Origin of the sequence: Mesorhizobium sp. M3A.F.Ca.ET.175.01.1.1 (assembly GCF_004791945.1) — a bacterium.
Taxonomy (GTDB): domain Bacteria; phylum Pseudomonadota; class Alphaproteobacteria; order Rhizobiales; family Rhizobiaceae; genus Mesorhizobium.
The window spans coordinates 584,015-608,357 of record NZ_SRTP01000002.1; the positions used below are offsets into that span (position 1 = coordinate 584,015).

The 24,343-nt window shown below is 60.2% G+C and carries 23 protein-coding genes; 1 reads left to right on the plus strand and 22 read right to left on the minus strand.

The window, feature by feature from the left end; genetic code table 11:
• Positions 1–511: 511 nt before the first annotated feature.
• The 13 genes from EN818_RS33520 to EN818_RS07535 form a co-directional block, all read right to left on the minus strand.
• Positions 512–1,177: an EAL domain-containing protein gene (locus tag EN818_RS33520; protein ID WP_245454739.1), complete on the minus strand. Its 666-nt coding sequence runs from the start codon at positions 1,175–1,177 to the stop codon at positions 512–514.
• On the minus strand, positions 1,171–2,319 hold the full coding sequence (locus EN818_RS33525; RefSeq protein ID WP_245454738.1) for a GGDEF domain-containing protein: 1,149 nt from the start codon (positions 2,317–2,319) through the stop codon (positions 1,171–1,173). The genes EN818_RS33520 and EN818_RS33525 overlap by 7 nt, the downstream gene beginning before the upstream one ends.
• Positions 2,320–2,588: 269 nt before the next feature.
• Complete coding sequence (gene ubiM / locus EN818_RS07485) at positions 2,589–3,770, minus strand: 5-demethoxyubiquinol-8 5-hydroxylase UbiM (RefSeq protein ID WP_185928959.1); 1,182 nt, start codon at positions 3,768–3,770, stop codon at positions 2,589–2,591.
• 280 nt (positions 3,771–4,050) lie between these two features.
• Positions 4,051–4,395 carry a hypothetical protein gene (locus tag EN818_RS07490; protein ID WP_126057793.1) on the minus strand — a complete coding sequence of 115 codons (345 nt, stop codon included), beginning with the start codon at positions 4,393–4,395 and terminating at the stop codon, positions 4,051–4,053.
• 612 nt (positions 4,396–5,007) lie between these two features.
• Complete coding sequence (gene ccoS / locus EN818_RS07495; RefSeq protein ID WP_081714250.1) at positions 5,008–5,163, minus strand: cbb3-type cytochrome oxidase assembly protein CcoS; 156 nt, start codon at positions 5,161–5,163, stop codon at positions 5,008–5,010.
• 5 nt (positions 5,164–5,168) lie between these two features.
• The gene (locus EN818_RS07500) at positions 5,169–7,442 is read right to left on the minus strand and encodes a cation-translocating P-type ATPase (RefSeq protein WP_126059322.1); all 2,274 of its coding nucleotides are present in this window, start codon (positions 7,440–7,442) and stop codon (positions 5,169–5,171) included.
• Positions 7,439–7,936 (minus strand): FixH family protein, encoded by a 498-nt coding sequence (locus tag EN818_RS07505; protein WP_126057792.1) that lies wholly within the window; start codon positions 7,934–7,936, stop codon positions 7,439–7,441. The genes EN818_RS07500 and EN818_RS07505 overlap by 4 nt, the downstream gene beginning before the upstream one ends.
• A complete protein-coding gene (gene ccoG, locus EN818_RS07510) occupies positions 7,933–9,492 on the minus strand; it encodes a cytochrome c oxidase accessory protein CcoG (RefSeq protein ID WP_126057791.1) in 1,560 nt (519 codons plus the stop codon). Before ccoG ends, EN818_RS07505 begins: the two co-directional genes overlap by 4 nt.
• Before the next feature lie 166 nt (positions 9,493–9,658).
• Positions 9,659–10,522: a cytochrome-c oxidase, cbb3-type subunit III gene (gene ccoP / locus EN818_RS07515; protein ID WP_126057790.1), complete on the minus strand. Its 864-nt coding sequence runs from the start codon at positions 10,520–10,522 to the stop codon at positions 9,659–9,661.
• 2 nt (positions 10,523–10,524) lie between these two features.
• Entirely contained in the window at positions 10,525–10,674 is a 150-nt protein-coding gene (locus EN818_RS07520; protein ID WP_024502864.1) for a cbb3-type cytochrome c oxidase subunit 3, read from the minus strand.
• Between the two features lie 11 nt (positions 10,675–10,685).
• The gene (ccoO, locus tag EN818_RS07525) at positions 10,686–11,417 is read right to left on the minus strand and encodes a cytochrome-c oxidase, cbb3-type subunit II (protein ID WP_126057789.1); all 732 of its coding nucleotides are present in this window, start codon (positions 11,415–11,417) and stop codon (positions 10,686–10,688) included.
• Complete coding sequence (gene ccoN, locus EN818_RS07530) at positions 11,417–13,036, minus strand: cytochrome-c oxidase, cbb3-type subunit I (RefSeq protein ID WP_126057788.1); 1,620 nt, start codon at positions 13,034–13,036, stop codon at positions 11,417–11,419. The genes ccoO and ccoN overlap by 1 nt, the downstream gene beginning before the upstream one ends.
• A 496-nt stretch (positions 13,037–13,532) precedes the next feature.
• Positions 13,533–14,276 carry a Crp/Fnr family transcriptional regulator gene (locus EN818_RS07535; protein WP_126057787.1) on the minus strand — a complete coding sequence of 248 codons (744 nt, stop codon included), beginning with the start codon at positions 14,274–14,276 and terminating at the stop codon, positions 13,533–13,535.
• Between the two features lie 152 nt (positions 14,277–14,428).
• Here EN818_RS07535 and hemN point away from each other — a divergent pair, with 152 nt between their 5' ends.
• Positions 14,429–15,778 carry an oxygen-independent coproporphyrinogen III oxidase gene (hemN, locus tag EN818_RS07540; protein WP_126059321.1) on the plus strand — a complete coding sequence of 450 codons (1,350 nt, stop codon included), beginning with the start codon at positions 14,429–14,431 and terminating at the stop codon, positions 15,776–15,778.
• A 235-nt stretch (positions 15,779–16,013) separates the two neighbouring features.
• Here hemN and EN818_RS07545 read toward each other — a convergent pair whose 3' ends face one another.
• From EN818_RS07545 to EN818_RS07585, 9 genes are read right to left on the minus strand one after another with little or no spacing between them, the layout of a single operon-like run.
• On the minus strand, positions 16,014–16,256 hold the full coding sequence (locus tag EN818_RS07545; RefSeq protein WP_126057786.1) for a DUF2274 domain-containing protein: 243 nt from the start codon (positions 16,254–16,256) through the stop codon (positions 16,014–16,016).
• Positions 16,257–16,268: 12 nt separating this feature from the next.
• A complete protein-coding gene (locus EN818_RS07550) occupies positions 16,269–17,483 on the minus strand; it encodes a TrbI/VirB10 family protein (RefSeq protein ID WP_126057785.1) in 1,215 nt (404 codons plus the stop codon).
• Positions 17,480–18,505 carry a P-type conjugative transfer protein TrbG gene (gene trbG / locus EN818_RS07555; protein WP_127232321.1) on the minus strand — a complete coding sequence of 342 codons (1,026 nt, stop codon included), beginning with the start codon at positions 18,503–18,505 and terminating at the stop codon, positions 17,480–17,482. Before trbG ends, EN818_RS07550 begins: the two co-directional genes overlap by 4 nt.
• 1 nt (position 18,506) lies before the next feature.
• Entirely contained in the window at positions 18,507–19,238 is a 732-nt protein-coding gene (trbF, locus tag EN818_RS07560) for a conjugal transfer protein TrbF (RefSeq protein WP_126063930.1), read from the minus strand.
• Positions 19,239–20,561 carry a P-type conjugative transfer protein TrbL gene (trbL, locus tag EN818_RS07565; RefSeq protein ID WP_126057783.1) on the minus strand — a complete coding sequence of 441 codons (1,323 nt, stop codon included), beginning with the start codon at positions 20,559–20,561 and terminating at the stop codon, positions 19,239–19,241.
• Between the two features lie 33 nt (positions 20,562–20,594).
• On the minus strand, positions 20,595–21,320 hold the full coding sequence (gene trbJ, locus EN818_RS07570) for a P-type conjugative transfer protein TrbJ (protein WP_024502854.1): 726 nt from the start codon (positions 21,318–21,320) through the stop codon (positions 20,595–20,597).
• Complete coding sequence (gene trbE, locus EN818_RS07575; protein ID WP_126057782.1) at positions 21,317–23,767, minus strand: conjugal transfer protein TrbE; 2,451 nt, start codon at positions 23,765–23,767, stop codon at positions 21,317–21,319. The genes trbJ and trbE overlap by 4 nt, the downstream gene beginning before the upstream one ends.
• On the minus strand, positions 23,761–24,033 hold the full coding sequence (locus EN818_RS07580) for a VirB3 family type IV secretion system protein (RefSeq protein ID WP_024502852.1): 273 nt from the start codon (positions 24,031–24,033) through the stop codon (positions 23,761–23,763). Before EN818_RS07580 ends, trbE begins: the two co-directional genes overlap by 7 nt.
• Positions 24,033–24,341 carry a TrbC/VirB2 family protein gene (locus tag EN818_RS07585; RefSeq protein ID WP_126057781.1) on the minus strand — a complete coding sequence of 103 codons (309 nt, stop codon included), beginning with the start codon at positions 24,339–24,341 and terminating at the stop codon, positions 24,033–24,035. The genes EN818_RS07580 and EN818_RS07585 overlap by 1 nt, the downstream gene beginning before the upstream one ends.
• Between the last annotated feature and the right edge of the window lie 2 nt (positions 24,342–24,343).

Below are 24,343 nucleotides of genomic sequence, written 5' to 3' on the forward strand. Positions count from 1 at the left end.
AATGCAAGGGAACGGTCCCGCCCCCTGGGGACATTCGACATGCCGTGGCAGCTTCCTATGGTGAGCCAGCGCATTCCGATACACGTTTTCCGCGCTCTACCGTTGCTCCAGCACCTGTGCTGAGGCTGAGCGCTTGATCAGGACCCGACCGCTGCTGTTGCGGGATGGTGACTGGGTTGAGGTCGCGAAAACCTTGACCGCGGGTACGTTGTTCATCCAGATGAGCGCTGAGCCGAGAAGCAGCCAAGAACGCTTCCCGTAATCGAATCCTACGGGAACCGCGAAACCAGCGTCCAAGGGACGCAATTCTCCGACGTCGTTCACTCAAGCTCATCTCGCAACTTGAACGCTTGTATGAAGCCGCTGCATGTGCGCCGGTGGACCGGATTGCTGCTATCCAAACCACGTGCTCAGTTTCGCCCCCGTAATAACTCTACCGTCCGAAACGGCTTTCGCGCGTCAGGTCCACCCCACATGAAAGTTCCGCGAGCAGCACGGACGGAGAGGCCGGTCACAACTCCTTCGCGTGCTCTTTTACTACCGAATCAAGTGCCAAATGGAGAGGCACTGCCTTAGAGAACAGGAAGCCCTGCGCGGTTCTGCAGCCAAGCTTGTACAGAGTTTGCCGATCTGCCTCTGTTTCAACGCCCTCGGCCATGACCTCGATCCCGAGCGTCCTACCAAGGTCAATCACCGCTTTGACAAGCAGCCGATTCTCCCGGGACTTGGCTAAGCCGCGAATGAAGCCCTGATCTATTTTCACTTTCCTGATCCGACTGTCCTTGAGCGATGCCAACGTCGAAAAACCGGTGCCGAAGTCCTCGAGCGCGATAGAAATGCCAGCATGTGAAAGCTGGCCGAGCTTTTCATCCACTCTGTCCGGATCCACTGGGGCTTCTTCGGTAATCTCGATGTCGAACATCGTTGCAGGGAGGTCTTTTGCCGCCAGACCATTAAGAATCATCTCGTCAATATCGCCAGCTTCCAACTCGCGCGGTGAAACATTCATCGCCACACGAACATCACGACGGTCAGCTTTGACCAAGCCCTCGATAAGAGCGCAACAGTCGGCGAATACCGTTTGAGTTAGCAGCTGAAGCATTCCAGTTTCGCGTGCCGCTGTCATGATCTCGGGCGGAGAAATGGGACCGTGAAGCGGGTGAGACCATCTTAGCAAGGCTTCAAAACCGACGACGCTTCAGTTTCGAGTCTTACGATTGGCTGAAACCAAGCGACCAAGCTTCTCATCGTTATCGCCGAATGAAGATCGCGTTCGATTGACTGGCGGCGTTGCAGTTCCCGGGCTAGCTCGGCACCGAACAGACAAAATTCATTCCTGCCGCGGCGCTTAGCTGTGTAAAGGGCGATGTCGGCCCGCAACAACATTTCCGTCAGTCCGGGGTTTTCAGCCAAGTAGATTCCTATAGACGCTCCAATGCGGACGGATGCGATCCCAGGATAGGGGCGAGCAAGCTTGGCTATGAGATTGGACGCGAGATTGGTGGGAGAAGGAGAATTCTTTCGCGAAGAAAAAACCAGCACGAATTCATCCCCACCGATGCGGGCGAGCGTTGAGCCCTCCGGTGCTTCTTCCTCTATTCGGCGGGCGATCCTGGCAAGCAGCTCGTCACCCGTTCTGTGACCGTAGGTACCGTTGACAGATTTGAACCCGTCCAGATCAATCAGCATGGCCACAAAGGGTCCATCGGTGTTCTCAAACTGATCGATTGCATGTTCGAGGCCCCGCCTGTTGAGGAGCGCGGTAAGATGGTCCTCCCTGGAATTGCGCTCCATTTCCGCGGCAAGCCGCTCGGCTTGATGTCTCAGGCGGCTCGCGTCACGGAAGCGCGCTTGTCCAACGAACGAGGATCGAACCAGGCCGCCCTCGAAAAGCAGGACGGCAAAAGCCAGAATGTAGTTTTCCGGGGCTCCCTTCGTCAGCAAACATGCGGCGGCAATGAGGAGTGGCGGTGTGATGAAGCATATCGCTGCCGCAGCATATGAGCTGCCGTACGTGACCGCGCCAGCTGAAATGCCCGCCAGAATTATTAGATGCAGCGATGCTTGAGACGTCGTGTATCCAGCCGTTAGGATGGCAAGGAATGACCAGGTGAATCCCGCCAGAAGAGCAAGCCTGCCAAACCAGCGAAGCCGCAGCCAAACCCGTGTCAGATCATCCTGGACTCCGGGTTCCTTCAGCTGATGACGGGCGAGTGCAAGGCGGGCGGCATTTATCGCATTAACGACCGAAAACCAGGCCGCGCCAGCAAGACCGTTCCCGGAAAGGGCCTGCACGGTCAAAATCAGCCCGGACAGCACAATGCTTATCGGCATTGAGACGAAAAGGCCTGCCCTCAGATCAGCGAGCTGGTCCTGAAGGATTCTCGCCTCCAGCGGATCTTCTTTTCCAAGGCTGGACGGGTCAGCTTGCTTACTCCTGCTTGTCCGCAGCCTATGCAGCCCCCCTGAAGGACGGGTTAATTCTTCAATCGGAGATCAGCGTCGGGGAGCAGGATTACTCCGGTGCATCATGCACTCTCTCCCATCGCTCGCCCAGCACGCGCAAAAATGCGACTGCTGGTGCAGTATCACCGCTGGAGCTCCGCCGATATCCCATGCCGGACAAGGGGAACATGTTGGGCAAAGCGAAGCCCCAGATGCCTTGCAAGCCGTGCCGCCAGGTGGTCTCTGGAGTAGAGTCCAATCAATATGTTCGTTGCATGGTAGAGCGGCGCCGCCGACAGGCGCAGCCGCCTTTCGTATATATGCAGCATGTCGGGGTCGCCAACATTGCGGCCGTCGCGGCACGCAGTCATGATTCCACGGGCGAGTTGCTTCTGGCTGCTGAGACCGATGTTGAATCCGTGAGCGGTCACCGGGTGCATGCCGATGGCAGCGTCGCCGATGAGTGCGGCGCTCGGCGCCCGGAATTTGTGCGCCCAGGTCGTGACCAGCGGATAGGTGTGGCGCTTGCTTGCCAAGGTCATTTTTCCAAGGCGCCCTCGACACCGTTTCGTCAACTCCGACAGGAACAAATCATCATCGAAGGCAAGCAGTCTATAGGCCTCGTTTGAGCGCAATGTGAGCAGCAGCGACGACATGCCCTCCGCGAGGGGCAACATCGCTATCGTCTGATGGTGATCGAACCATTCGATGGCGATCTGGTGGTGGGCGCGCTCGTGCCTCACTCGGCAAATCAGCATCGAGTGGCCAAGCCGGTTGATATCGGCGCCGATGCCTAGCAGATCACGCGTGGCGGACAAACGCGAATCCGCGGCAACAACCAGCCGAGCAGTTAAACGCGCGCCATTAGAGAGCGTTACGACTGCTCCTTCTTGGCTGTTTGTTGCATCGACGACCGAGTGGCCGCACAACAGCCGGGCGCGATCCTGCAAGCGGACGATTTTGAACAGCGCCTCGCGGATCCGGCAATTTGGAACCAAAACCCCCAGCGGTTCTCCAGAGTTGCTGGGAGGATCGAAACGAAGAGCGAATGCGCTCGAGCCGTTGAGCACGCGCGCGCCTTGAAGTGCTGATTTGTCCGAAGCCGGGATGACATCCCAGGCGCCGAGCTCGCGAAGGGTTCTGATCGAAGCGTTGGTCAGCGCGATTTCGCGACCATCGAAAGCCGGATTCGCCAGACTATCGAATGTGTTCTGTTCAACAACTGCCACCTTGAGTTCGCTTTGGGCAAGCGACGCAGCGAACGAAAGGCCGACCGGGCCGGCTCCAACGACAACGATGTCAAAATTATCGTCAGAGCCCATCAGCGTGCCGCCATCCGGTCGCCTATCCTCGTGTAACGGTGGAACTGAGCCGAGTGACATGAGCTCCGTGGCCGCCGCATTGCCTAAAGGCGCTGGGCCGGGAGATTCGCATCGATCGGCAACGAAGCACTCAAAGCGCTCAGAGGTGGATGCGGCTAACCGATCCCGCCCTTTGGCCGCGCAGCCGCGCAGATCGCCGCCAGCAAGCGAGACACTCGCGACGCTGGTCAGCCACGGCCGCGCCGCATCGATCGCCACATTCCACCTGGAACCCTTGCGCATACTACTCACGCTCCACGACGTCGAAGCGGGCTCTCTTGCGAGGGTATCGAACGTAGCGCTCTCTCTCGTCATCCCAGCCAAGGTAGCGGAAACTTTTATCCACGACCGCGCATATCTCATCAAGAACCTGCTGCATGGCTTCGATGTCGATGTCCTTGCAATTCAGTCGCCGATAGAGCAAAGCCCACGCGGCGACATAGTCGTCGAAATAGCGCGCGTCACTCGAACCAATGATCAACTTCGGACGGTTGATCGATCTCGAAAACGCACGTCCCAACCCCGATGATGCTCCGCAGCACGTTGACATCACGAGGATCTTCGGCGCTGGATGCGAGCCCTGGAACATTTCTACGAAGTCAGCCCAAAGAAGGCCACTTTCGACGCACACAACCCATCAAAGGCGAAAGCTGTTGATCGGCCCCCGTGTCCGCGCAGCCACGCGGATGGTCAGCCAGCAAGCGAGATACACACGACGCCGGTCAGCTAATGGCTGCGCCGTAAGCACAAGGCATGGCCGACCACACGACAGAAAACCCAGAACCGTGAAGGTGCTGATAATGACGACCAATCTTTCCGTAAGTCATGCATTTCTCCGTCGAAGACTGGTCAATAGAACACACCGATGAGTATGACCCTGATCTGGATCAGCCAGACATGACCAATCGGCACTGGCGGTTCACGGTCAGGTGATCGACCGTGACGTTCCACTTTGGAACCCGTGCGCACATGGCCAAGCTCTCGTCCGGCCACGCGAGGTACTCTCGTGGCATCAGCCGCCTCATACTGGGTGCAATGGGAGGCAGTCCTTCGCACGACAGAGGCTTTTCACAAATGTAGTGTGCAGCTTAGGTCAAGATGGTCATGGAGCATGGAGCATGGAGCATGGACAGCTTGTTCCCGACCGAGCCGGCTCGACTGACGAGCGCGATCCGCGCATCTTATGCACAGCGGATTGAAATCAGCGTTCCGGTTTGTCGTCCCGATCAATTAGTATCCGCTCGGCGGCTCCGTCGAGATCTTCGTATTGACCGCTTCGCAATGCCCAGACGAAGCCGGACACACCCAGTGCACCCAGAAAAAGGGCCACTGGTATGAGATAGAGCAACGTCGTCACGAGGATTATGCCGAATAGCTGACTGCGGAGCGTCCGACTTTTTGAATAACTTGCAGCGTCGCATTCGCCCCGAAGCCGTGCAAGCGCAATGCGTTTCCAATAACAAGCACCGATGAGGCAGACATGGCAATCGCCGCTAACAAAGGCGTGGCGTGCCCGAGGATGGCGATTGGTACTGCCACCGCATTGTAGACGATCGCAATCGCGATGTTCTGGCGGATCAGGTGTCCCGCCTTGCGCGAGACGTCCAGCGCGAGAGGCACTGCCAGAAGGCTTTCGCGCAGGAATACGAAGTCGGCGGCATTGCGGCCAATGTCGGCGGCGGTAGCTGGAGCGATCGAGACATGCGCCGCGCTGAGCGCCGGCGTGTCGTTGAGGCCGTCGCCAACCATCAGAACCTTGTGTCCGTCTTTCGCCAGGGTCTCGATGCGCTCGACCTTGCCGGATGGCAGCAGGCACGGAACGAAGTCCTTGACACCCAGCATTTCTGCGACTTCACCGCAGGCACCCGCAGTATCGCCCGACAGCATTTCCACTGACACCCCGGCATGGCTCAATTGCCCGATCGCCGCCTTGGCGTCTGCGCGCAGCGCGTCCTCAAAATCGAAGGTCGCGACAATGAACCCGTCTTTTGTCAGCACGGTTCCGCCATGTTTGCCTTCACCACCGGTCCGGGCTCTCCATCCAGCCCATCCGCGTCGGCCTAGCCGCCAGGTGCTTCCGGCTCCAGTGGCTTCGATTCCAAACCCTGGATGCTCGGTGACGGCATCAAATTTGTACTGCCCGCCGGGATGGGCAAAACCGGCTATGGCCTTTGAAAAAGGATGGCGGGAATGCGTAGCCATGTCTCCCGCGACTGCCAGCATGGCCGGATCGATCGACGATGCATTGACCAGCCGGGGCTGGCCGAGCGTGAGCGTTCCGGTCTTGTCGAACACCGCTGTATCAATCGTCGCCAGGCGCTCCATGGCAGAACCGTCCTTTACCATGATGCCGTTCTCAAACAGGCGCCGCGCGGCGACCACCTGAACGATCGGTACGGCGAGGCCGAGCGCGCACGGGCAGGTGATGATCAGAACGGCAATGGCGATGGTTATCGCCCGGTGCCAGTCGCCGGTCACCGCCATCCAGCCAAGGAACGTCGCGAAGGCTGTGAGATGAACCACCGGGGCATAGAGCGCTGAAACGCGATCGGCGATCCGGCGATAATGCGCGCGGCCGCCCTCTGCGGCTTCCATAAGACGAACCATTTCCGCCAGAAACGAATCCTTCGCGGCGGCTGTCGCCTCAATCGTCAGCGGGCCGGTAAGATTGAGCACGCCGGCCTGAACTGCTTCGCCCGGCGCCACGTTTTTCGGCGTGCTTTCGCCTGAGGCCAGCGAGCAGTCGAGATCCGACGTTCCCTGGATGATCTTGCCGTCGACGGGGATCCTCTCACCGGCTGCGATCAACAACCGCATGCCTGGTTCGATCTCGCCGACCGGCAAATAGTCGCGCGCGCCGTCGCTGCGCAGCACCATGGCGCCATGTGCGGCCAACTGGGACAGGCCTTTCACAGCGGTCCGGGCACGTTCGCGCATCACGTGATCCAACGTGCGGCCGATCAACAGGAAGAACAGCAGCGATACCGACGCGTCAAAATAGGCGTGATCGCCATGGTTGATCGTCTCGTAGAGGCTCATGGCGTAGGCGAGCGAAACACCGACCGCGATCGGCACGTCCATATTCATGCGGCCATGGCGCAAAGCATTCCAGGCCGAACGGAAGAAGATGCCGCCGGCGAAGGCGAGGGCAGGAATGGCGATCAGCGCCGAGACCCAGTGAAACAGGTCGCGGGTAGCACCTTCGGCGCCGGACCAGACCGAGACCGAAAGCAGCATGATGTTGCCCGCCGCAAAGCCGGCAACCGCGACCGCGCGGATCAAATCCGATAACGTCCTGTCCTTGTCGCCGACCTCGGAAGGGAAGAGATGCGCCTGGTAGCCTAGCCGCCCAAGCGCGACGACGAACGGTGGGACCTCGTCACCACGCCACCGGACAGAGACCCGTTTCGTCGACAGGTTGACGCGGGCGCTCTCGACGCGATCGAGCTTTCCCAGCGCCGTCTCGATCGTCTGGATGCAGCCTGCGCAATGAACCGTCGGTACTGAAAGATCGGTCTGGTGAAGATCATCGCCAAGCGATCGGCTCGCCAGCCTGATCTCCTGGCTGGACGGCAGGACCGATCCGGTGTTGACCAGATCAAGCGCCATTTCGGCGCCCGGTGCACAACAACTCATTGCAGCGCTCCATTGGAAATCATGATCCGGCGGACGTCGCGATACGGTTTGTCCAGACCGGCGTCGGCGTCGACTTCGACAATCCAGACGCCGTCCTTCGGCATGTGCTGGGCTGCGAATTCCTGGCCCGAGGCGGGTGCGAGGGTGACCGACTTGTCCTCCTTCTCGTACGCGGGATGGCGAAACAGCACCTTGACGCCGTGCAAGGGAACCGGCTTGCCGGCGACGTCGGCGAGGCCATAGCGAACTTCGCCCCATGCGATGGTCAGCTTGCCGGTCCAGCCAAGTGCTGCCTGCGCCCGTCCTTCCTCGGCCTTCTTGTTGAATTGCTGGCTCGCCACATAGGTGTTTTCGACGACGAGGCCAGTCCAGCTTGTGCTGGCGAGCGTTGCCATGGTCAGATTGACTGCGATGACCACGCCGAAAAAGGCCAGGATGATGACCAGCATGTGCCTGCCGGTGAATTCACGAGGCTTTTGTACATTGGCAGTCATCTGAGGGGCTCCGGCGCGTTGAAGGTGGCGGTGTACTCGTTCGACTCAAAGCTGGCTCTGTCCTCGACGCGGAACTTGAAGGTCTGTGCCGGAGCGCGGATCTGGTCCGCCGGCTGGCGAACGAAGACCCTCAGCATTTTCAGGCGGTCGGGTTCGACCGGAATGGCGAAGGAACGGCCTGCGGGGATGTCGTCGCCGACGACGACCATGTCAGCGCCTTCAAGGCCCTGCATGGTTACGACGATCGTCCTCGGCTCGGGGATCATGTTGAGCAGCTTGACGGTATAGCCATTGCGGATGGATCCGTCGGTCAGCGTGACGAACTGGGGATTGCGATCATGCAATACGTTCAGTTCGAGCCGATCGCGCGTCAGCAGCGAATAGAGCAGGCCGAGGCCGATCAGCGACCACAAGCCCATGTAGACGTAGGTGCGCGGCCGAAAGATCTTGCGGATGTGAAAATGCGCCACCTTGTCGGAGAACAGGCCATCAGCGGTCCTGATCAGCGATGGATTGACTGAGCTGGACCCGCCTGCAGTCGCCAGCATCATGTTGGCGTTGTAGTCGGAGAGCGTCGCATAGGCGATCAGCCCACGCTCCTTGCCGAGCTTGTCCATGACGCCGTCACAGGCGTCGATGCAGAGCGCGCAAGTGATGCATTCGAGCTGCTGGCCGTCGCGAATGTCTATCCCCATCGGGCAGACCGCGACACAGGCATTGCAGTCGACGCAGTCGCCCACGGGCTGGCCTGCGGCCAGCACCTTCTTGGCGTGGCGCGAACGCGGTTCGCCGCGCCAGTCATTGTAGGTGACAGTGAGGGAATTTTCATCGAGCATGGCCGCCTGGATGCGGGGCCACGGGCACATATAGGTGCAGACCTGTTCGCGCATCAGACCGCCGAACGTGTAGGTGGTAGCCGTCAGGACGGCGACAGTGATGTAGGCGACGGGCGCCGCAGTGCCGGTGAAGAGCTCGCCGAGCAGCGTCGGTGCATCGGCAAAGTAGAAGATCCAGGCGCCGCCAGTCGCCGCCCCTATGACCAGCCAGATGGTGTGCTTGGACACACGCAGCATGAGCTTGCGCGCGGTCCAGGGACCTGCGTCAAGTTTCATGCGGGCGTTGCGGTCCCCCTCGATCGCACGTTCGACGACGAGGAACAGATCGACCCACACCGTCTGAGGGCATGCATAGCCGCACCAGGCACGGCCGACAGTCGAGGTGATCAGGAAAAGACCGACGCCCGCCATGACCAGGAGGCCGGCCACATAGAAGAATTCCTGGGGCCATATCTCGATGAAGAAGAAGTAGAAGCGCCGGTTCGCGAGATCGAGCAGGACTGCCTGGTCCGGGGCAAATGGACCGCGAGCCCAAGGCAGCCACGCAGCCAGGTAGTAGATGCCAAGTGTGATCGTCATCACCAGCCATTTGAAGCGACGAAAGTTGCCCGAGGCGCGCTTCGGAAAGATCTTTTGACGCGCGGCATAAAGCGGCTTGCGGGTTTTGGCGGAATTGACAGTTTCTGTTTCGAGCCGTGTCAACTGCGTCTTATCACGCATGTGCAACTCCACTTTCCCAGCCAATGTCAGGGGCACCTGTCGTAAAGCCTCGCGGTAGGATAGCCTTGCCGGGTTGTGCAGATCGCATTAGGGATGGTGTCGAGGCCCGGCTCACGCCGGGCCTCGTCCGCTTGGCAGGGGGGACCGAAGAATAGGACTTCCATTCCTATTCTCCGCCGCCAAGCGAATGGACATAAACTGCAAGTTCCTTGACCTTGATCTCGCCGAGACGGCCAACCCAGGCCGGCATGACGCCCTGTTTTGGCGCACGGACCTGTGCGGCGATGGCTGTCTCACCGGATCCATAGAGCCAGATCGCATCGGTCAGGTCGGGGGCGCCGAATTCCCTGTTGCCTTTTGCATTGTCGCCGTGACAGGCGACGCAGTTCTCGGCAAAGACCTTGGCGCCGGGTTGGATCAGACTTGCATCGCGGACCTTGCCGGAAAGGCTGGCCACGTAGGCGCTGACTTGTGCGATCTGGTCGGCGGTAATGATGTCGCCGAAGGCCGGCATTTCCGACAGGCGCGTGTCCGGATCGGATGCGAAGCGGATGCCGTGCGTAATCGTCTGCTGGATCTGCTCGGCCTTGCCGCCCCATAGCCAGTCGTCGTCGTTGAGATTGGGAAAGCCCTTGGAACCTTGGGCGCCGGAGCCGTGACATTGTACGCAATTGACCTTGAAAGCGGCGCCACCGGCGGCGATTGCGAATTCGCGCAGGCCGTCGTCCGCGGAGATCTCCGAGACGCTCTTGGACTCCACCGCCGAGATATATTTGCCCTTGGCGGCCTCAGCCGCAGTCAGCTCGTTCCTGACCTCGTTGCGGCTGGAATAGCCGAGCACACCCTTCGTCGCCGAGTGCAACAGAGGCCATGCTGGATAGGCGATGGTGTAGCCTATCGCCCAGACAATGGTGACGTAAAAGGTGATAACCCACCATCTGGGAAGCGGGTTGTTCAGCTCCCGGATGCCATCCCATTCGTGGCCGGTGGTCGAGACGCCAGAGATTTCATCGATATGCTCGTCGCTCATGATCACTCGTCCTCGAGCGGAATGCGGGCCGCTTCGTCGGCCAGCCTTCGGCTGCCGGGGCGTAGGGCAAAGGCGATGCACCCCACGAAGAACAGCGCCATCGCAACCAGGCCCCAGCTGTCGGCAAACGCCCGCATCAAATTGTAGGTCATCAGCGTTCTCCTCAGCGGTAGCCGGCGGCTTCGTCGTAATTTTTGAAGTCGACCAGTGTGCCAAGCATCTGCAGGTAGGCGAGCAGGGCATCCATTTCGGTGACCTGTTGCGGGTTGCCGTCGAAGTCGCCGATCTTGGCTTTTGGGTAACGCGCCTCAAGGCCTGATGTGTCGGCATTGGGATCGGCCTGCGCCGCCAGATCCGCATTGGCGTGGACGATCATGTCATCGGTGTAAGGGACGGCTACAAGCCTGTTGGCGACCAGATGCGTTGAGAAATCCTTCACGTCGATCGGCGTGTCTTTCAGGAACCCATAGCTCGGCATGATCGATTCCGGCACCACCGAGCGCGGGTCGGTAAGATGCGCGACATGCCATGCATTCGAGTAGCGGTCGCCAACTCTGGCGAGATCCGGCCCGGTGCGCTTCGATCCCCACTGGAAGGGGTGATCGTACATGGACTCGGCAGCTAGGCTGTAGTGGCCATAGCGCTCAACTTCGTCGCGGAACGGCCTGATCATCTGGCTATGACAGAGGTAGCAGCCCTCGCGCATATAGATGTTGCGCCCGACAAGTTCGAGCGGCGAATAGGGGCGCATGCCTTCCACCTTCTCGATCGTATTGTCGAGATAGAAGAGAGGCGCGATCTCGACGATGCCGCCGACCGTCACCACGAGCAGCGAGCCAACGAGAAGAAGCGTGGCGTTCTTCTCGATGATTGCGTGTTTGTCCATCAAGCCCATTACCTGGCTCCTGATCGCGCAGGTCGGATGGCGACGGGGCTCGGCATCGGCTCCTCCTCGCGCTGGTGGCCGAGGATGGTCCTGGTGATGTTCCAGGCCATGATCAGCGCGCCGGAGAGGTACATGGCCCCACCGATGGCGCGCATGACATAGTAGGGGTGCATGGCGGCGACGGTCTCGGCGAAGGAGTAGACCAGGAAGCCCTGCTCGTCGTATTCGCGCCACATCAGGCCCTGCATGACGCCGGATACCCACATCACCGCGGCGTAGACAACGATACCAAGTGTCGCCAGCCAGAAATGCCAGGTGACCAGCCGCAACGAGTAGAGCCGTTGCCGGTTCCAGAGCTTCGGCACCATGTAGTAGATTGCGCCGAACGAGATCATGCCAACCCAGCCGAGCGCGCCCGAATGGACGTGGCCGATCGTCCAGTCGGTATAATGCGACAGCGAATTGACCGCCCGGATCGCCATGATGGGGCCTTCGAAGGTCGACATGCCATAGAAGGCGACGGCCATCACCATCATGCGTATGATCGGATCGGTGCGCAGCTTGTCCCAGGCGCCGGACAGCGTCATCAGGCCGTTGATCATGCCGCCCCAGGACGGCATCCACAGCATGATCGAGAACACCATGCCGAGCGTCTGCGCCCAATCGGGCAAGGCGGTGTAGTGCAGGTGATGCGGCCCGGCCCAGATGTAGAGAAAGATGATCGCCCAGAAATGGACGATCGACAGCCGGTACGAATAGACTGGCCGGTTCGCCTGCTTGGGCACGAAATAATACATCATGCCGAGGAAGCCGGCGGTGAGAAAGAAGCCGACCGCGTTGTGGCCGTACCACCATTGCGTCAAGGCGTCCTGGACCCCTGAAAAGGCGGAGTAGCTCTTGGAGCCCAGGAACGAGACTGGTATGGACAGGTTGTTGACCACATGCAGCATCGCGATGGTGACGATGAACGACAGGTAGAACCAGTTGGCCACGTAGATATGCGGTTCCTTGCGCTTCAGGATCGTGCCAAGGAACAGAATGAGGTAGGCGACCCAGACGATGGTCAGCCAGACATCCACATACCATTCGGGTTCGGCGTACTCGCGGCCCTCGGTGATGCCGAGCAGGTAGCCGGTCGCGGCCATGACGATGAACAGCTGGTAGCCCCAGAAGACGAACCAGGCCAGATCACGGCCGAAGAGGCGGGCGCGGCAGGTGCGCTGCACGACATACAGAGACGTGCAAAGCAGCGCGTTGCCGCCGAAGGCGAAGACGACACCGGATGTGTGCAACGGCCGCAAACGACCGAAATTGAACCAGGGCTGGATGTTGAGATCGGGGTAGGCGAGCTGCAGCGCGATCACCACGCCGACCAGCATGCCGACGACACCCCAGAACACGGTGGCGATCGCGCCGTAGCGGATCGGACCATCCATGTAAGCGGATGGGTCAATCGGAGCTGCTGGCTTGAACTCCGTGTTGCGCAACAGGATCGCAGTGAAACCAGCCACTGCGAAGAACAACACCCACATGTGTCGGCGGAAAGGTTCATCCACGCCGAAGCCGGCGGCCACCAGGGCCGCAAAAGCGAACACGCTTAGAAGGACGATCTCTGTGCCGAATTTCATTGCAGATCCCGATCTCGAATCTGGTGGATGCCAAATCCGCAGCGCACTAATCGCGCAGCCGCCGCCCCCTCGCCCTGATCTATGTCAGGCCGCAAGATTTTGTGTCGGCGGCGCAATCAGCAGGTGGCGAATGAACGAGGAACGCAGCGCGGGCTCACCCCCCTCATGGAAGGCGTTCCCTGGGTTGGGCGGGCGCAGACGCGATCGCTGAGGCGAAAGCTGAGGCCCTGCGCGCGTTGGATGCTATTGCCGATGCCCTGCCAAACGTTGTTCGGATCCCATTGGAAACGAACGCGATCGTTCCGCCGAGCCGTGGCAGATTAAGGACCATGCTTCGCCGGTATGTGCCGAAACACACCTGGCGATTGGTCACGTTCCTATCAAAGCCCGAAAGCTGTTTGTCTCGACCGTGACGCCGCTTCGTCGAAGGCGCGGCAACATCGCATTAAAAGGCAAACACGGCCCGCCCCGGAGTCATGCGACATGGCCTCGCCGCTTAGGGCCGCTCGCGTCCGCCGCCACAGCGCTTCTCCAGACGGCTTATGCTGTCCACCGTCACATGGCGTGCGTTCTCAATCCGAATCACCCCGTCAGCCCGCAATCGCGTCAGTTGGCGGCTCACGGTCTCGTTGGTGATTCCAAGGAAATCAGACATTTCGACACGCGTCAGCGGCAGATCGAAGGACGCCGACCCGGAAGCCGCATCGAGACTGGAATCGATATTCCGGGCCATCATGAGGAGAAAAGTCGCTACCTTTTCCGGAGCTGTCTTGCGCCCCAGCGTCACCATCCACTCGCGCGCCTCATCGAGTTCATTCAGCGTCTGTTTGAGCAGGCGATGCTCGAATTCCCGTGACGCCTTCATCATCCGTTCGACGGCCGCTCGCGGAAACGAACACAGCGTGACTGCTGTTGCCGCTTCCGCATTGATCGAGCTTTCCACCTTGAAAGGACGTCCCAGAAAATCCGGTGCAAACTGGAGACCGACGATCTGCTGGCGCCCATCCGACAGGCTCTTTGATAGCTTTACAACGCCTGAAAGCACGTTGGAGTAGCTGTCGACGTTCTGTGCCTCGCCGGTCAACTCCATTCCTGACTCGATCCGGCGACGCGAGCAAGTCTTGGCGAGCCCAACCAAATTGTCTGGATCGAGCGCACCGCAGACACCGCGACGCCGTGCCTCGCAAGGGAAGCAAAGAACAGGAATGCCGGAACTATGAATGTCTTGCCGAAAGGTCATGCGTTCGCCTTACCCGATCCTAACTGCCGGCAGGATACCCATCCAGGGTAGAGAAATCCTGCGGCGGTTTGTCCATGAGCGCGGCTGATCGAGATCAGGGTCTGCTTCAGCGATGCGTGCAGTGTTCCGGCGGGCAACACGGTGAACGCGAGATGCAATCGGAAATAGCTGTCAAACTCAGCGAGAACGTCCCACGCTACACCAGCTATCCGACGGCGCCGCATTTCCATTCGGGGATCGATGCTGCCATTTACCGTGGCTGGTTGGAGACGCTGGAAAGCGGCGACGAAATCTCGCTGTACCTGCACATTCCTTACTGCGACAAGCTCTGCTGGTTCTGCGCCTGCCACACCAAGCAGACGCACCAATATGAGCCGGTGGCCGCTTATCTGCGCTCGCTGAATGCCGAAATCGTCACGATTGCCGGTCTGCTGAGCGGCAAGGCACATGTCCGTGCAATCCACTTCGGTGGCGGTTCGCCAACTATTCTGAGGCCCGATGATATGGTTGCTCTTGGAGCGGCCTTGCGGGACAGCTTCGACTTTCTCCCGGATGCTACGGTCAGCATCGAAATCGAAACCAACGACATGGACAAGGCGCGCCTTGATGCACTTGCTCAAATCGGCGTAACCCGGGCGAGCCTCGGCGTGCAGGATTTCGATCCGCAAGTGCAAAAAGCAATTAATCGTGAGCAGAGTTTTTTGCAGACCAAGGCAGTCGTCGACGGGGTTCGTTCGCGGGGCGTCGAATCGGTCAATCTGGACCTGCTCTACGGGCTCCCGAATCAGACACGCGAGACGATCTGTTCCACGGTGGCGCAGGCACTGACCTTGGAGCCAGACCGGATGGCCCTGTTCGGCTACGCACATGTGCCCTGGTTCAAGAAGCATCAGACGATGATCGACGAGGCATGGCTGCCGAGTCCCACTGAGCGTTTCGCCCAATCTCAACTCGCGGCGCGGGCAATTGTCGCCAAGGGATATGAGGCAATAGGACTCGATCATTTCGCGAAGCCCGACGATGCGCTGGCCATAGCGGCCCGCGCAGGGGTTTTGCATCGCAATTTTCAGGGCTACACTGAGGATCGCTGCCCGACACTGATCGGACTTGGCCCTTCGTCCATCGGTCGTTTTCGCCAAGGCTACGTGCAAAACATGGCTTCGACTGCCGGGTACGGGCGCATGGTTGCGGATGGCGGGTTGGCTGCCGTCCGCGGCGTTGCCCTTTCCGACGACGATCGCGTCCGTGGCTGGATCATCGAGCGGCTGATGTGTGATTTTGCCTTCTCGGCAGTCGATCTGGTGGAGCGGTTCGGCAAAGCCGGCGAGCAGCTCCTTCATCGCTCGAGGTCCATCGCACTCCACGATCCTGCCCGAGCGCTTGAATTCGATGGTGACAGTTTCCTCGTACGGACTGAAAGTCGCCCCTTCATTCGAACCATCGCGGCCAAGTTCGATACATATTTCAAAGGGGGAACGGCGAGGCACTCGGTGGCGGTCTGAGCAAAGCACAGTGCGCTCGCCGTTTGGTCGATCGGCGAACCAGCTGCGTTCGTTTTGACCGCTCATAGGCGACTACCGCATCAAATCGAAAATGCAAACTTAGGCTGTTGCGCGGTATCTCCTTCCACATCCTCTCTTGCGCATACCTACATTCCAAGGGGTTTGATCCTATGCTTCGCGAGGAGCAGGTAGGTCGCGACAGCTAGGCAATGTTCCAGCTGCCCTAGCGGAGGAGTCACGATTTTCCGGCAAGCTCCGTCGGCAGACGTTCTTTTCTGGCCCTGGCAAAGGCTCGGTCGCCTTCCAGAAACGCCGCCAGCATGAAAGGGATGAGTTCTGCCACGGTTTCAGACTGACCATAGGTCTGACGGTAAAGTGCAGCATACTCCTTGAGTGTTTGGCTCAGCTCCGCGCTGACGGTAATGGTGATCTTCGAAGCTGTTCGGTCCGGAAGTTTTCCAAGTTTCAGGTCAGCCATGATAACTCCTGCTCAACTGGCGTATGGCCGCAGCACGATGTCCTTGTGCACGATGACGCGCAGTGGCCAACCTGGGCGGACGACGATGGTGGGCTGGATATTGAGGTTTTTTTCGGTGATGCGCTGGCCGGCTCGACTGGCGTTCTGCTGGGCTGATTCCCGGATCGCCTTGACCAGATCGCTCTCGTTTTCGCCGAGGCTGAATTCTGTGCCGACACCGAGCAATGTGGCAAGCGCCACTCCCTTGATCATCTGCCAAGTGTGGAAATCGACTTTGTCTTCCAGCCCTGCGTAGCCGGCGGTGTCGCTCGCGGGCAGATTGTCGATTTCGGCCGACGAGCCGTCGGGCAGCAGAATGCGCTGCCAGACCAGCAGCGCTCGCTTTTGCCCGAACGCGACGACGCTGTCGTAGACGCCGATAAGACGTGAGCCCTGCGGAATCAGCAATATGTTGCCCGTGACCGTGTCGTGCACATTTTCGGTGACTTGCGCGACGACAAGGCCCGGCAAATCGGAATTGATGCCGGTGATCAGGCTGGCGGCAATCACGCTGCCAGCCATCAGTTGATATGGCGAGATCGGCGTCTGAAGCGCATGCGGATTGTAGATCCCGCCAGTGCTCCGCTGGCTGAGAAAATCAAGCTTTCGCTGCTGATTGTTCTGGTCGCCTTCCGCCGCCGCCACCGAGGCTGACGCGCGTCCTGCTTCGGATTGGGGAAGCGCCTCAAATGGATGCTGAGCAGTTTGCACGCTCTCTCCGACATCTGTCTGTTGAGCTCGATTTTCGACGCGGAAAAGCACCCGCGATTCACGCGCTTCGATCGCCTGCTGCGCTAGACGCTGCTCCTCGGCCGAGATGTCTTGGCCCGGCACGATGCCGAGCTGGCGCTGCCGCTCGAGGATGGGGCGGCCGAGGTCGCCCGGCAAAGGTAGCCCAAGGACGGGAGGCTTTGGCTTCATGCCGGAATAGTCATGGGGAAGCGTATCGAGTCCCTCGGCGGTTGGTTTGCGCTCAGTGTTGTAGAGATCTTCCGCCTGATCCCTGATGCGAAGGGCCGGCCCCTGGAGGGCGATCATGGTAACGCCGAAGACAGCGCCGGATCCGAGCGCTGCGATAGCGATGATCACACCGCGCCTGAACCGCACCACGCGGCGGGGAGAGGCCCGAAGCTGCAGTTCCTCGGGATCCAGTTTCGGCGGGATGCCAGAGCGGGAATTTTCGATCATGAGCCCTCACCTCGCCGGCTGCCGCGAAAGAGCGAGATCCGCCGTTGCGGTTGCCTGCCGTCAATCCTGCTGATGCGGATCACCTGCTGCCGCTTGGTGCCGAGGCGAAGTTCGGCCGCGGCGAAGAGCCGATCGACGATGTAATAGTTGCCGCGCACGCGATAGTTGACGAGCTCGCTGCTCCCATCTGCGCCGACGATGAAGAGTGGTGGCGCCTCGCCCTGATCTATGCGACGAGGGAACTCAATATAGACCTTGCTGCCGTCGTCGAAGGCTCGCGTCGGTCTCCAGGGCGGTGTGTCGCCACTGATTGAGTAGCGAAAGCGAAGGTTTTCGAGCGCGATGTTCGACGCGACCGGTGTAACTGCCTCGGCTTGAGCATTGCGCTGGCGAAGCGCGATGATCTGGTCTTGGCTGTAGGTCCAGGAGATTGCCGCCATTGCGGTCTTCTCGGTGCTTTGAAGCTGCAAATGATAGGTCCGCCGGTCCGTCGTAATGACGACATTGGTGGCAAGACCCGGCGCGAAGGGTTTTACCAGAACATGGGTGCGCTGATTGTCACCGGTGCCGCTTGCGGTATCGCCAATGACCCAGCGCACGGTGTCGCCAGCCGACACGGCGGTTAGTTTCTCGCCCGGCTGCAGAGCGATGTCGGTCACGCGCTCCGGCGCGGCATAGAGTTGATAAAGCGCGCCATCGGTGAAGGGGTAGACTTGCACTGCATTAACATACCCGTACTTGGTGGGTTGCTGGGTCGCGGCTTTGTTGGCATCAGCGACGCGTTCTTCAGGAGGGCGCTTGTCCTCGGCCTTGCCGGGCTCGGGCTGCATTTGGCCAGGCAGCGGCAGTGGTTTTGGCACCTCGACAATTCTAATCGGCCTCTCCGGCGCTTTTTCGATCGCGGCCGGTTTGAAGTCGGCAGCGTCATAGGAAATCTCAGGCGGCGGCACCTTCTTCGATGCACAAGCGGAAACGACCGCTGCCGACACCGATAGGATCAGCACGGCACGAATCGGTGACATTTTACCTTTCATTGGTGGACTCCGTCGGAGAAAGGGGGGCTGGGACGGCGCTGTCGAGCTCGCGTGACCAGTCAATGGCATTGATGAAGACGCCGAGCGGATTCTTGCGCAGCTGATCCGTATTGCTTGGCGAGCGGATCACGATCGTGAGGATCGCAGTCCAGCGCATCGTGCTGGCAAGGCTTCCGCGCTCAAACACCTGCTCGGTCCATTTGACCTGGAATGAACTTTCGGAGGCTCTGACCACGCTGGTGACCTGTACCGAAACACTGCGCGTTCCGATCTGACCGAAGGGGTCGTTCGCCTTGGCGTATTCGTTGAGGAAGAGCGCTGCGCGATCGCTAGCAAAGTCGTACGCTGCCAACCAGTTCTGCCGAACCAAAACCGGATCGGTGGAAACGGAACGGACATTCTGGATGAAGCGGCCGAGATGCCAGGCGATCTGAGCATCCGAGGGCTCATAATTCCGGACCGCCGGCGCGACGGCGCGCGTCTCGCCGAAGCCATCGACCTCGACGACATAAGGCACGACACGGCTTTGCATCGACTGCCATACGAGTCCGCCGGAAAGCCCGGTCGCCAAGGCCAGGCAGCCAAGGGCCATGATCCGCCAGTTCCTGGCCTGCAGTCGAGATGAGCCGATGCGCTCGTCCCACAGTTGGGCGGCTTTTTGATACGGCGTGACCGGTTCGGGTGTTTTGCCGTAACGGTGCACGGGTCGCTTGAAGAGCATCTAGTCATCCTTGTCGTTGAGAGAGGGGTTGGCGCTGCCTCCCGGCCGGTCTCCGTCTCGGACAGCTTGCATGGCAGCGTGGCGATTTGCCCGGGCGGTCTGTTCAGAACGTAGGCGCCTTGCCCACGTCGGCGCCGAAACAGTGGCCGAACCGGCAGAGCGTTCGGTCATTGACGCTGTCGGCGCGCCGCCGGTCGCGGTCCACGCGGCATCGCGCCCGGCATCGGCGTTGCGCCCAACACTTGCAGTGGCGGATCGCGCTATGCGTATAGCGGCGCCGCCAGCTGCACTGGTTACACCATGCATTCCAGCAGCCACACCGGAGAGGCCAGCGTCGGGCGAGGTTGCGCGCCCGATCTGCCATGACGTGGAAGCAGCCGATCCCATTGTTGTGCCGGCTCGGATGGCGGCGAGACCGCCGCTGGTTGCCATACGCGCGCCAGCAAATGCTGTGCCTCCAGCAACGAGTGATACACCCGCTGCCGCCGCGGTCGTGCCGAGGGCGGCGCCCGCCCCAAGCTGCGGTGCGCCTGAGACAAGACCCGACGCGATCCCCGGCCCAAAAATGCCAAGGCCAAGCAGTGCCAGTGCGCCCAGTACCTGGGACATGGCACCGGCAAGATCCGGCTCCTTGCCTTGCAATGCGGAAGCGAACTCCCCGAAGAGCGTGGAGCCGATACCGACAATGACGGCGAGCACCATCACCTTGATGCCTGACGAGATAACATGGCCGAGCACGCGTTCGGCCAGGAACGCTGAACGGTTCCAAAGTGCGAATGGAACCAAAACAAAACCTGCCAGCGTGGTGAGCTTGAACTCTAGGATGGTGATGAAAAGCTGGATGGAAAGGATGAAGAAGGCGATGATAACCAGGAACCAGGCCATCAGCAGCACGAAGATGGTCAGTGCGTTGCCGAAGATTTCCGGGAAGCCCAGGAGCTGACTGGCTTGGTCAAGCATTGGCCAAGCACCTTCGAAACCGGTCGCGGCAATGCGGCCCGGGCGCAAGAGATTGTCTGCCGACAGATTGCCGGCCGACGCCTTAATCCCGAGACCGGCAAAAGAACGATAAACGATATCGGCGAGGTTCTTGAAATTGTTCAGAATGAAGGCGAAGACGCCAACATAGAGCACCTTGCGGACAAGCCGGCCGAGAACGCTGGTTTCGTCGCCGAGCGCCCACGCCAGGCCGGCAAGTGTGATGTCAATGCCGATCAGAATGGTAGTGAGGAAGGCGAGGTCGCCCGATAGCAGACCGAACCCGCTGTCGATGTAGCGGATGAAGGTCTCCATGAAGCGATCGATGACGCCAAGGTCGTTCATGCCGCTGCCTTTCTCGTCGTGATGAACTCGTGATTAATTGCCGGGATAAGCCGAGCCGGTACCCAAGAACCGCTTCGTCATCTCGCGGGCGGCTTCGTCTGACTGGGCCTTGCGGGCGGCATCCTCGGCCTCAGCTCGAAACTGCGTTGCGAGCAGCGTCTGGATCTGCATCTGCTGTTTTGTCGAAAGCGCCATCAGCTGGTTGGTGGCCTGGCTTGCCTGAAGCGCACCGGCCGCCCCTTGGCTGCGGTTGACGAGATCGGCGAGCAGATCGCCGTCGGCGCGGACGTTCTCGACGATTTGCGACTGGACACCCATGGTCTGGCGGAACGCCTGCATGGCGGTTTGCCAACGCTCCCGCGCAGCACTCGCCACATCGCTGACTTTGATCGTGGCGTCGTAGCTTTCCGGATATTGGCTGCGCCACTGGTCTTGAAGCTTGCCCAGATCAAAGCTGAGGCCACTCGCCTGGTCCATCAAGCCGTCGATGCGATGGAGCGAACCGGTGAGTTGGCCAACGGAAGAGAAATCCAGACGCTGAAGATTGCGCGCCATGTTCTGCAGCATGGTCGCCTGATTCTGCAGCGACTGGATTTGGTTGTTGATCTGCTCCAATGCGCGCGCGGCCGTCAGCACGTTCTGCGCATAATTGGACGGATCGAACACGATAAGGGCGTACGCGGGCTGCACATAGTCGGCCATAGGCTTGGCGATCAGGGAAACGGTGATCAGGCCGGAGAGAAGGCGTCGCCGCATCATGAGAATTGCTCCTTGTCTGGTTGAGGGAATTGCTTGAGAAGTTCGCCGGCCCAATCGAGGCCGCGCGCGATCAGGAACTGCGAGGCAAAGCTGCCTTGCCCGTCTTCGGACATGATCCTGTCGATCAGAGTCTGCGTGGCCGGATCGGAAGCACCGCAAAGCGCAAGAGCGATGGGGCCAAGCTCGAGCTCGAACAGACGGTTGCCGCGGCGCGATTGCAGATAATACTGACGCTTCGGCGTGGCGCGGGCGATCAATTCGATCTGCCGCTCGCTTAAACCGAAGCGCTCGTAGGCTGTGCGCGCCTGGGGTTCCACGGCACGATCATTGGGAAGGAAAATGCGCTGCGGGCAGCTTTCGATGATTGCCGGCGCTATGCCAGAGCCCGCGATATCAGCCAGCGACTGCGTAGCGAAGACAACCGACACGTTCTTCTTTCGCAGCACCTTCAGCCATTCGCGGATGCGGGCGGCGAACAGCGGATTGTCGAGATAGACCCACGCCTCGTCGAGCATGATCAGCGTGGGCCGTCCGTCGAACCGTTCCTCAAGTCGCTGGAACAGATAGGTAAGCACCGGCAGCAAAGCGCCTTGGCTGTGCATTAACTCCTCGGTCTCGAAACACTGCACATCCGACAAGGCCAGCCCATCATGATCGGCATCGAGCAGGCGGCCGAAGGGACCGTCGAGCGTGTAGGGCATCAATGCGGTCTTCAGCGCATTGGATTGAAGCAGGACCGAAAGACCGGTCAGTGTGCGTTCCTGCGCCGGCGCGGTGGCAAGGCTGGCCAGCGCTGACCAAATAGCCTCCTTCACCTCCGGCGTGACGGTGACGTTCTCGTGGGCAACAAGGCTGGCGATCCATTCGGCCGCCCAGCTTCGGCTAGCCTGGTCGTTGATGCTGCGCAGTGGCTGAAAGGCAAGGGAACCGTCCGCTCCTAGCGCGTGGTGTTCTCCACCCATGGCAAGTGTTGCAGCACGGGCCGAATTGCCTTTGTCGAAGACATAAACCTGGGCGCCGGCATAGCGCCTGAACTGCAGAGCAATCAGAGCAAGCAGAACCGACTTGCCGGCGCCGGTCGGACCAACAACCAGCATGTGGCCGACATCTTCGACGTGGGTGGAAAGCCGAAACGGTGTCGACCCACTGGTCTCGGCAACGAAAAGCGGTGGCGCTTCGGTTTGGGTGACTTTCGCGAGATGCTCGTTTGTCGCAGGACCGGCCCAAACCGACGACAGCGGCATGAGATGGGCAAGGTTCAATGTATGAACGAGCGGTTGGCGAACGTTAGCGTAGACATGGCCAGGCAATGAGCCGAGCCAAGCCTCGACCGCATTGACGCCTTCTCGGATCGTGGTGAAGCCGAGCCCATTGATGATGCGCTCGACCGCGCGAAGCTTCTCTGCAGCGGCTTGGCGATCCTCGCCCCACACCGTCACGGTGGTGGTGAGATAGCCGAAACTCACATGATCACCGCCCAATGCCTGAAGGGCTTCGTCGGCATCGAGCGCCTTGTTGTCGGCATCGTTATCGACAAGCGGGACCGGCTCGTTGGTAATGACCTCGCGTAGGATTGCCACGATCGATTTGCGCTTGGCAAACCACTGCCGGCGCAATCGCGTCAGCGTCTTCGTGGCTTCCGTTTTCTCGAGCGGAATGAAGCGCGTCATCCAGCGATAGGCGAAATCCTGATGATTGAGGGTATCGAGGATTCCGGGCCGGGTGAGGTTCGGAAAGCCGAGGATGGTCAGTGTGCGAAGATGCTGCTCACCCAGCATCGGCTCCAGGCCACCGGTAAGCGGCGCATCGACCAGGATTGCATCCAGATATATCGGCGTTTCCGGGGCCATGATAGGATGGCGACGAGGCGAAATCGTGCCGTGGAGGTAGGTCAACGTCTGAGCATCATCGAGGACGCGTACTTCGGACATGAAACCCGAGAAGAGATCGAGCACGCGGTTGGTCTCGTCACGGAACCTCGCCAGATCCTGGCGCCAGTCTCTTTCTCCTCGGGAATAATGAGAGTCGACGAGCGCGCTTTCTGCGCGCGCCTGGGCGTCCGGCGGTGGCATAAACACCAAGGTCAGATGATAGCGGCTCTCGTAGTGCGCTACCTTCCCCTCGAAAGCAGCGCGGCGTTCTTCGTCGACCAGCCACGACGCGGCGTCAGGAAAATGCGAGTTCGGATAGCCCAGCGCTTCTGTGCGCTCGGCCTCAAAGAACAATGCCCAGCCAGAGCCAAGGCGTCTGAGAGCATTGTTCGCCCGGGCGCAAATGCCGACGAGTTCAGCCTCCGTCGCACTTTCGAGATCCGGGCCGCGGAACCGCAACGTCCGCTGAAAGCTGCCGTCCTTGTTGAGCACGATGCCGGGCGCCACCAAGGCAGCCCAGGGTAGATGGTCGGCAAGCCGGTCGGCTTTGCTTCGATATTCCGAAAGGTTCAGCATGCAAGCCACCCCTTCAGACGTAGGTGGCGCACAAGCACGCTGGCGAAGTCCGGATCGCGTCTTGCGGCAAACACCGCTAACGAGTGGCCTGCGATCCAAAGCACCAGACCAGCAATCCATTGCTGCAAGCCGAAGCCAATGGCCGCGGCCACTGTACCGTTGAGGATCGCCACCGCGCGCGGAGCCCCGCCGAGCAGGATCGGCTCGGTCAGCGCCCGGTGGACCGGTACTGCGAAGCCCTCGATATGCTGCTCCCCGGCGGCCATCAGACGAGCGCCCCACCACCGAAGGAGAAGAAGGAGAGGAAGAAGCTCGATGCCGCGAAGGCGATTGACAGACCGAAGACGATCTGAATCAGGCGCCGAAAACCACCGGCGGTGTCGCCGAAGGCAAGCGTCAGGCCGGTGGTGATAATGATGATCACCGCAACGATCTTGGCGACCGGTCCCTGCACGGACTCCAGGATCTGCTGCAGCGGCTGCTCCCACGGCATGCCGGAGCCGGCGGCATAAACCGGGGCCGTGTTAAGAAACGCGAGCGCTGTGGACGAAAGAAAGCGAAGCTTCTTGCGCATGA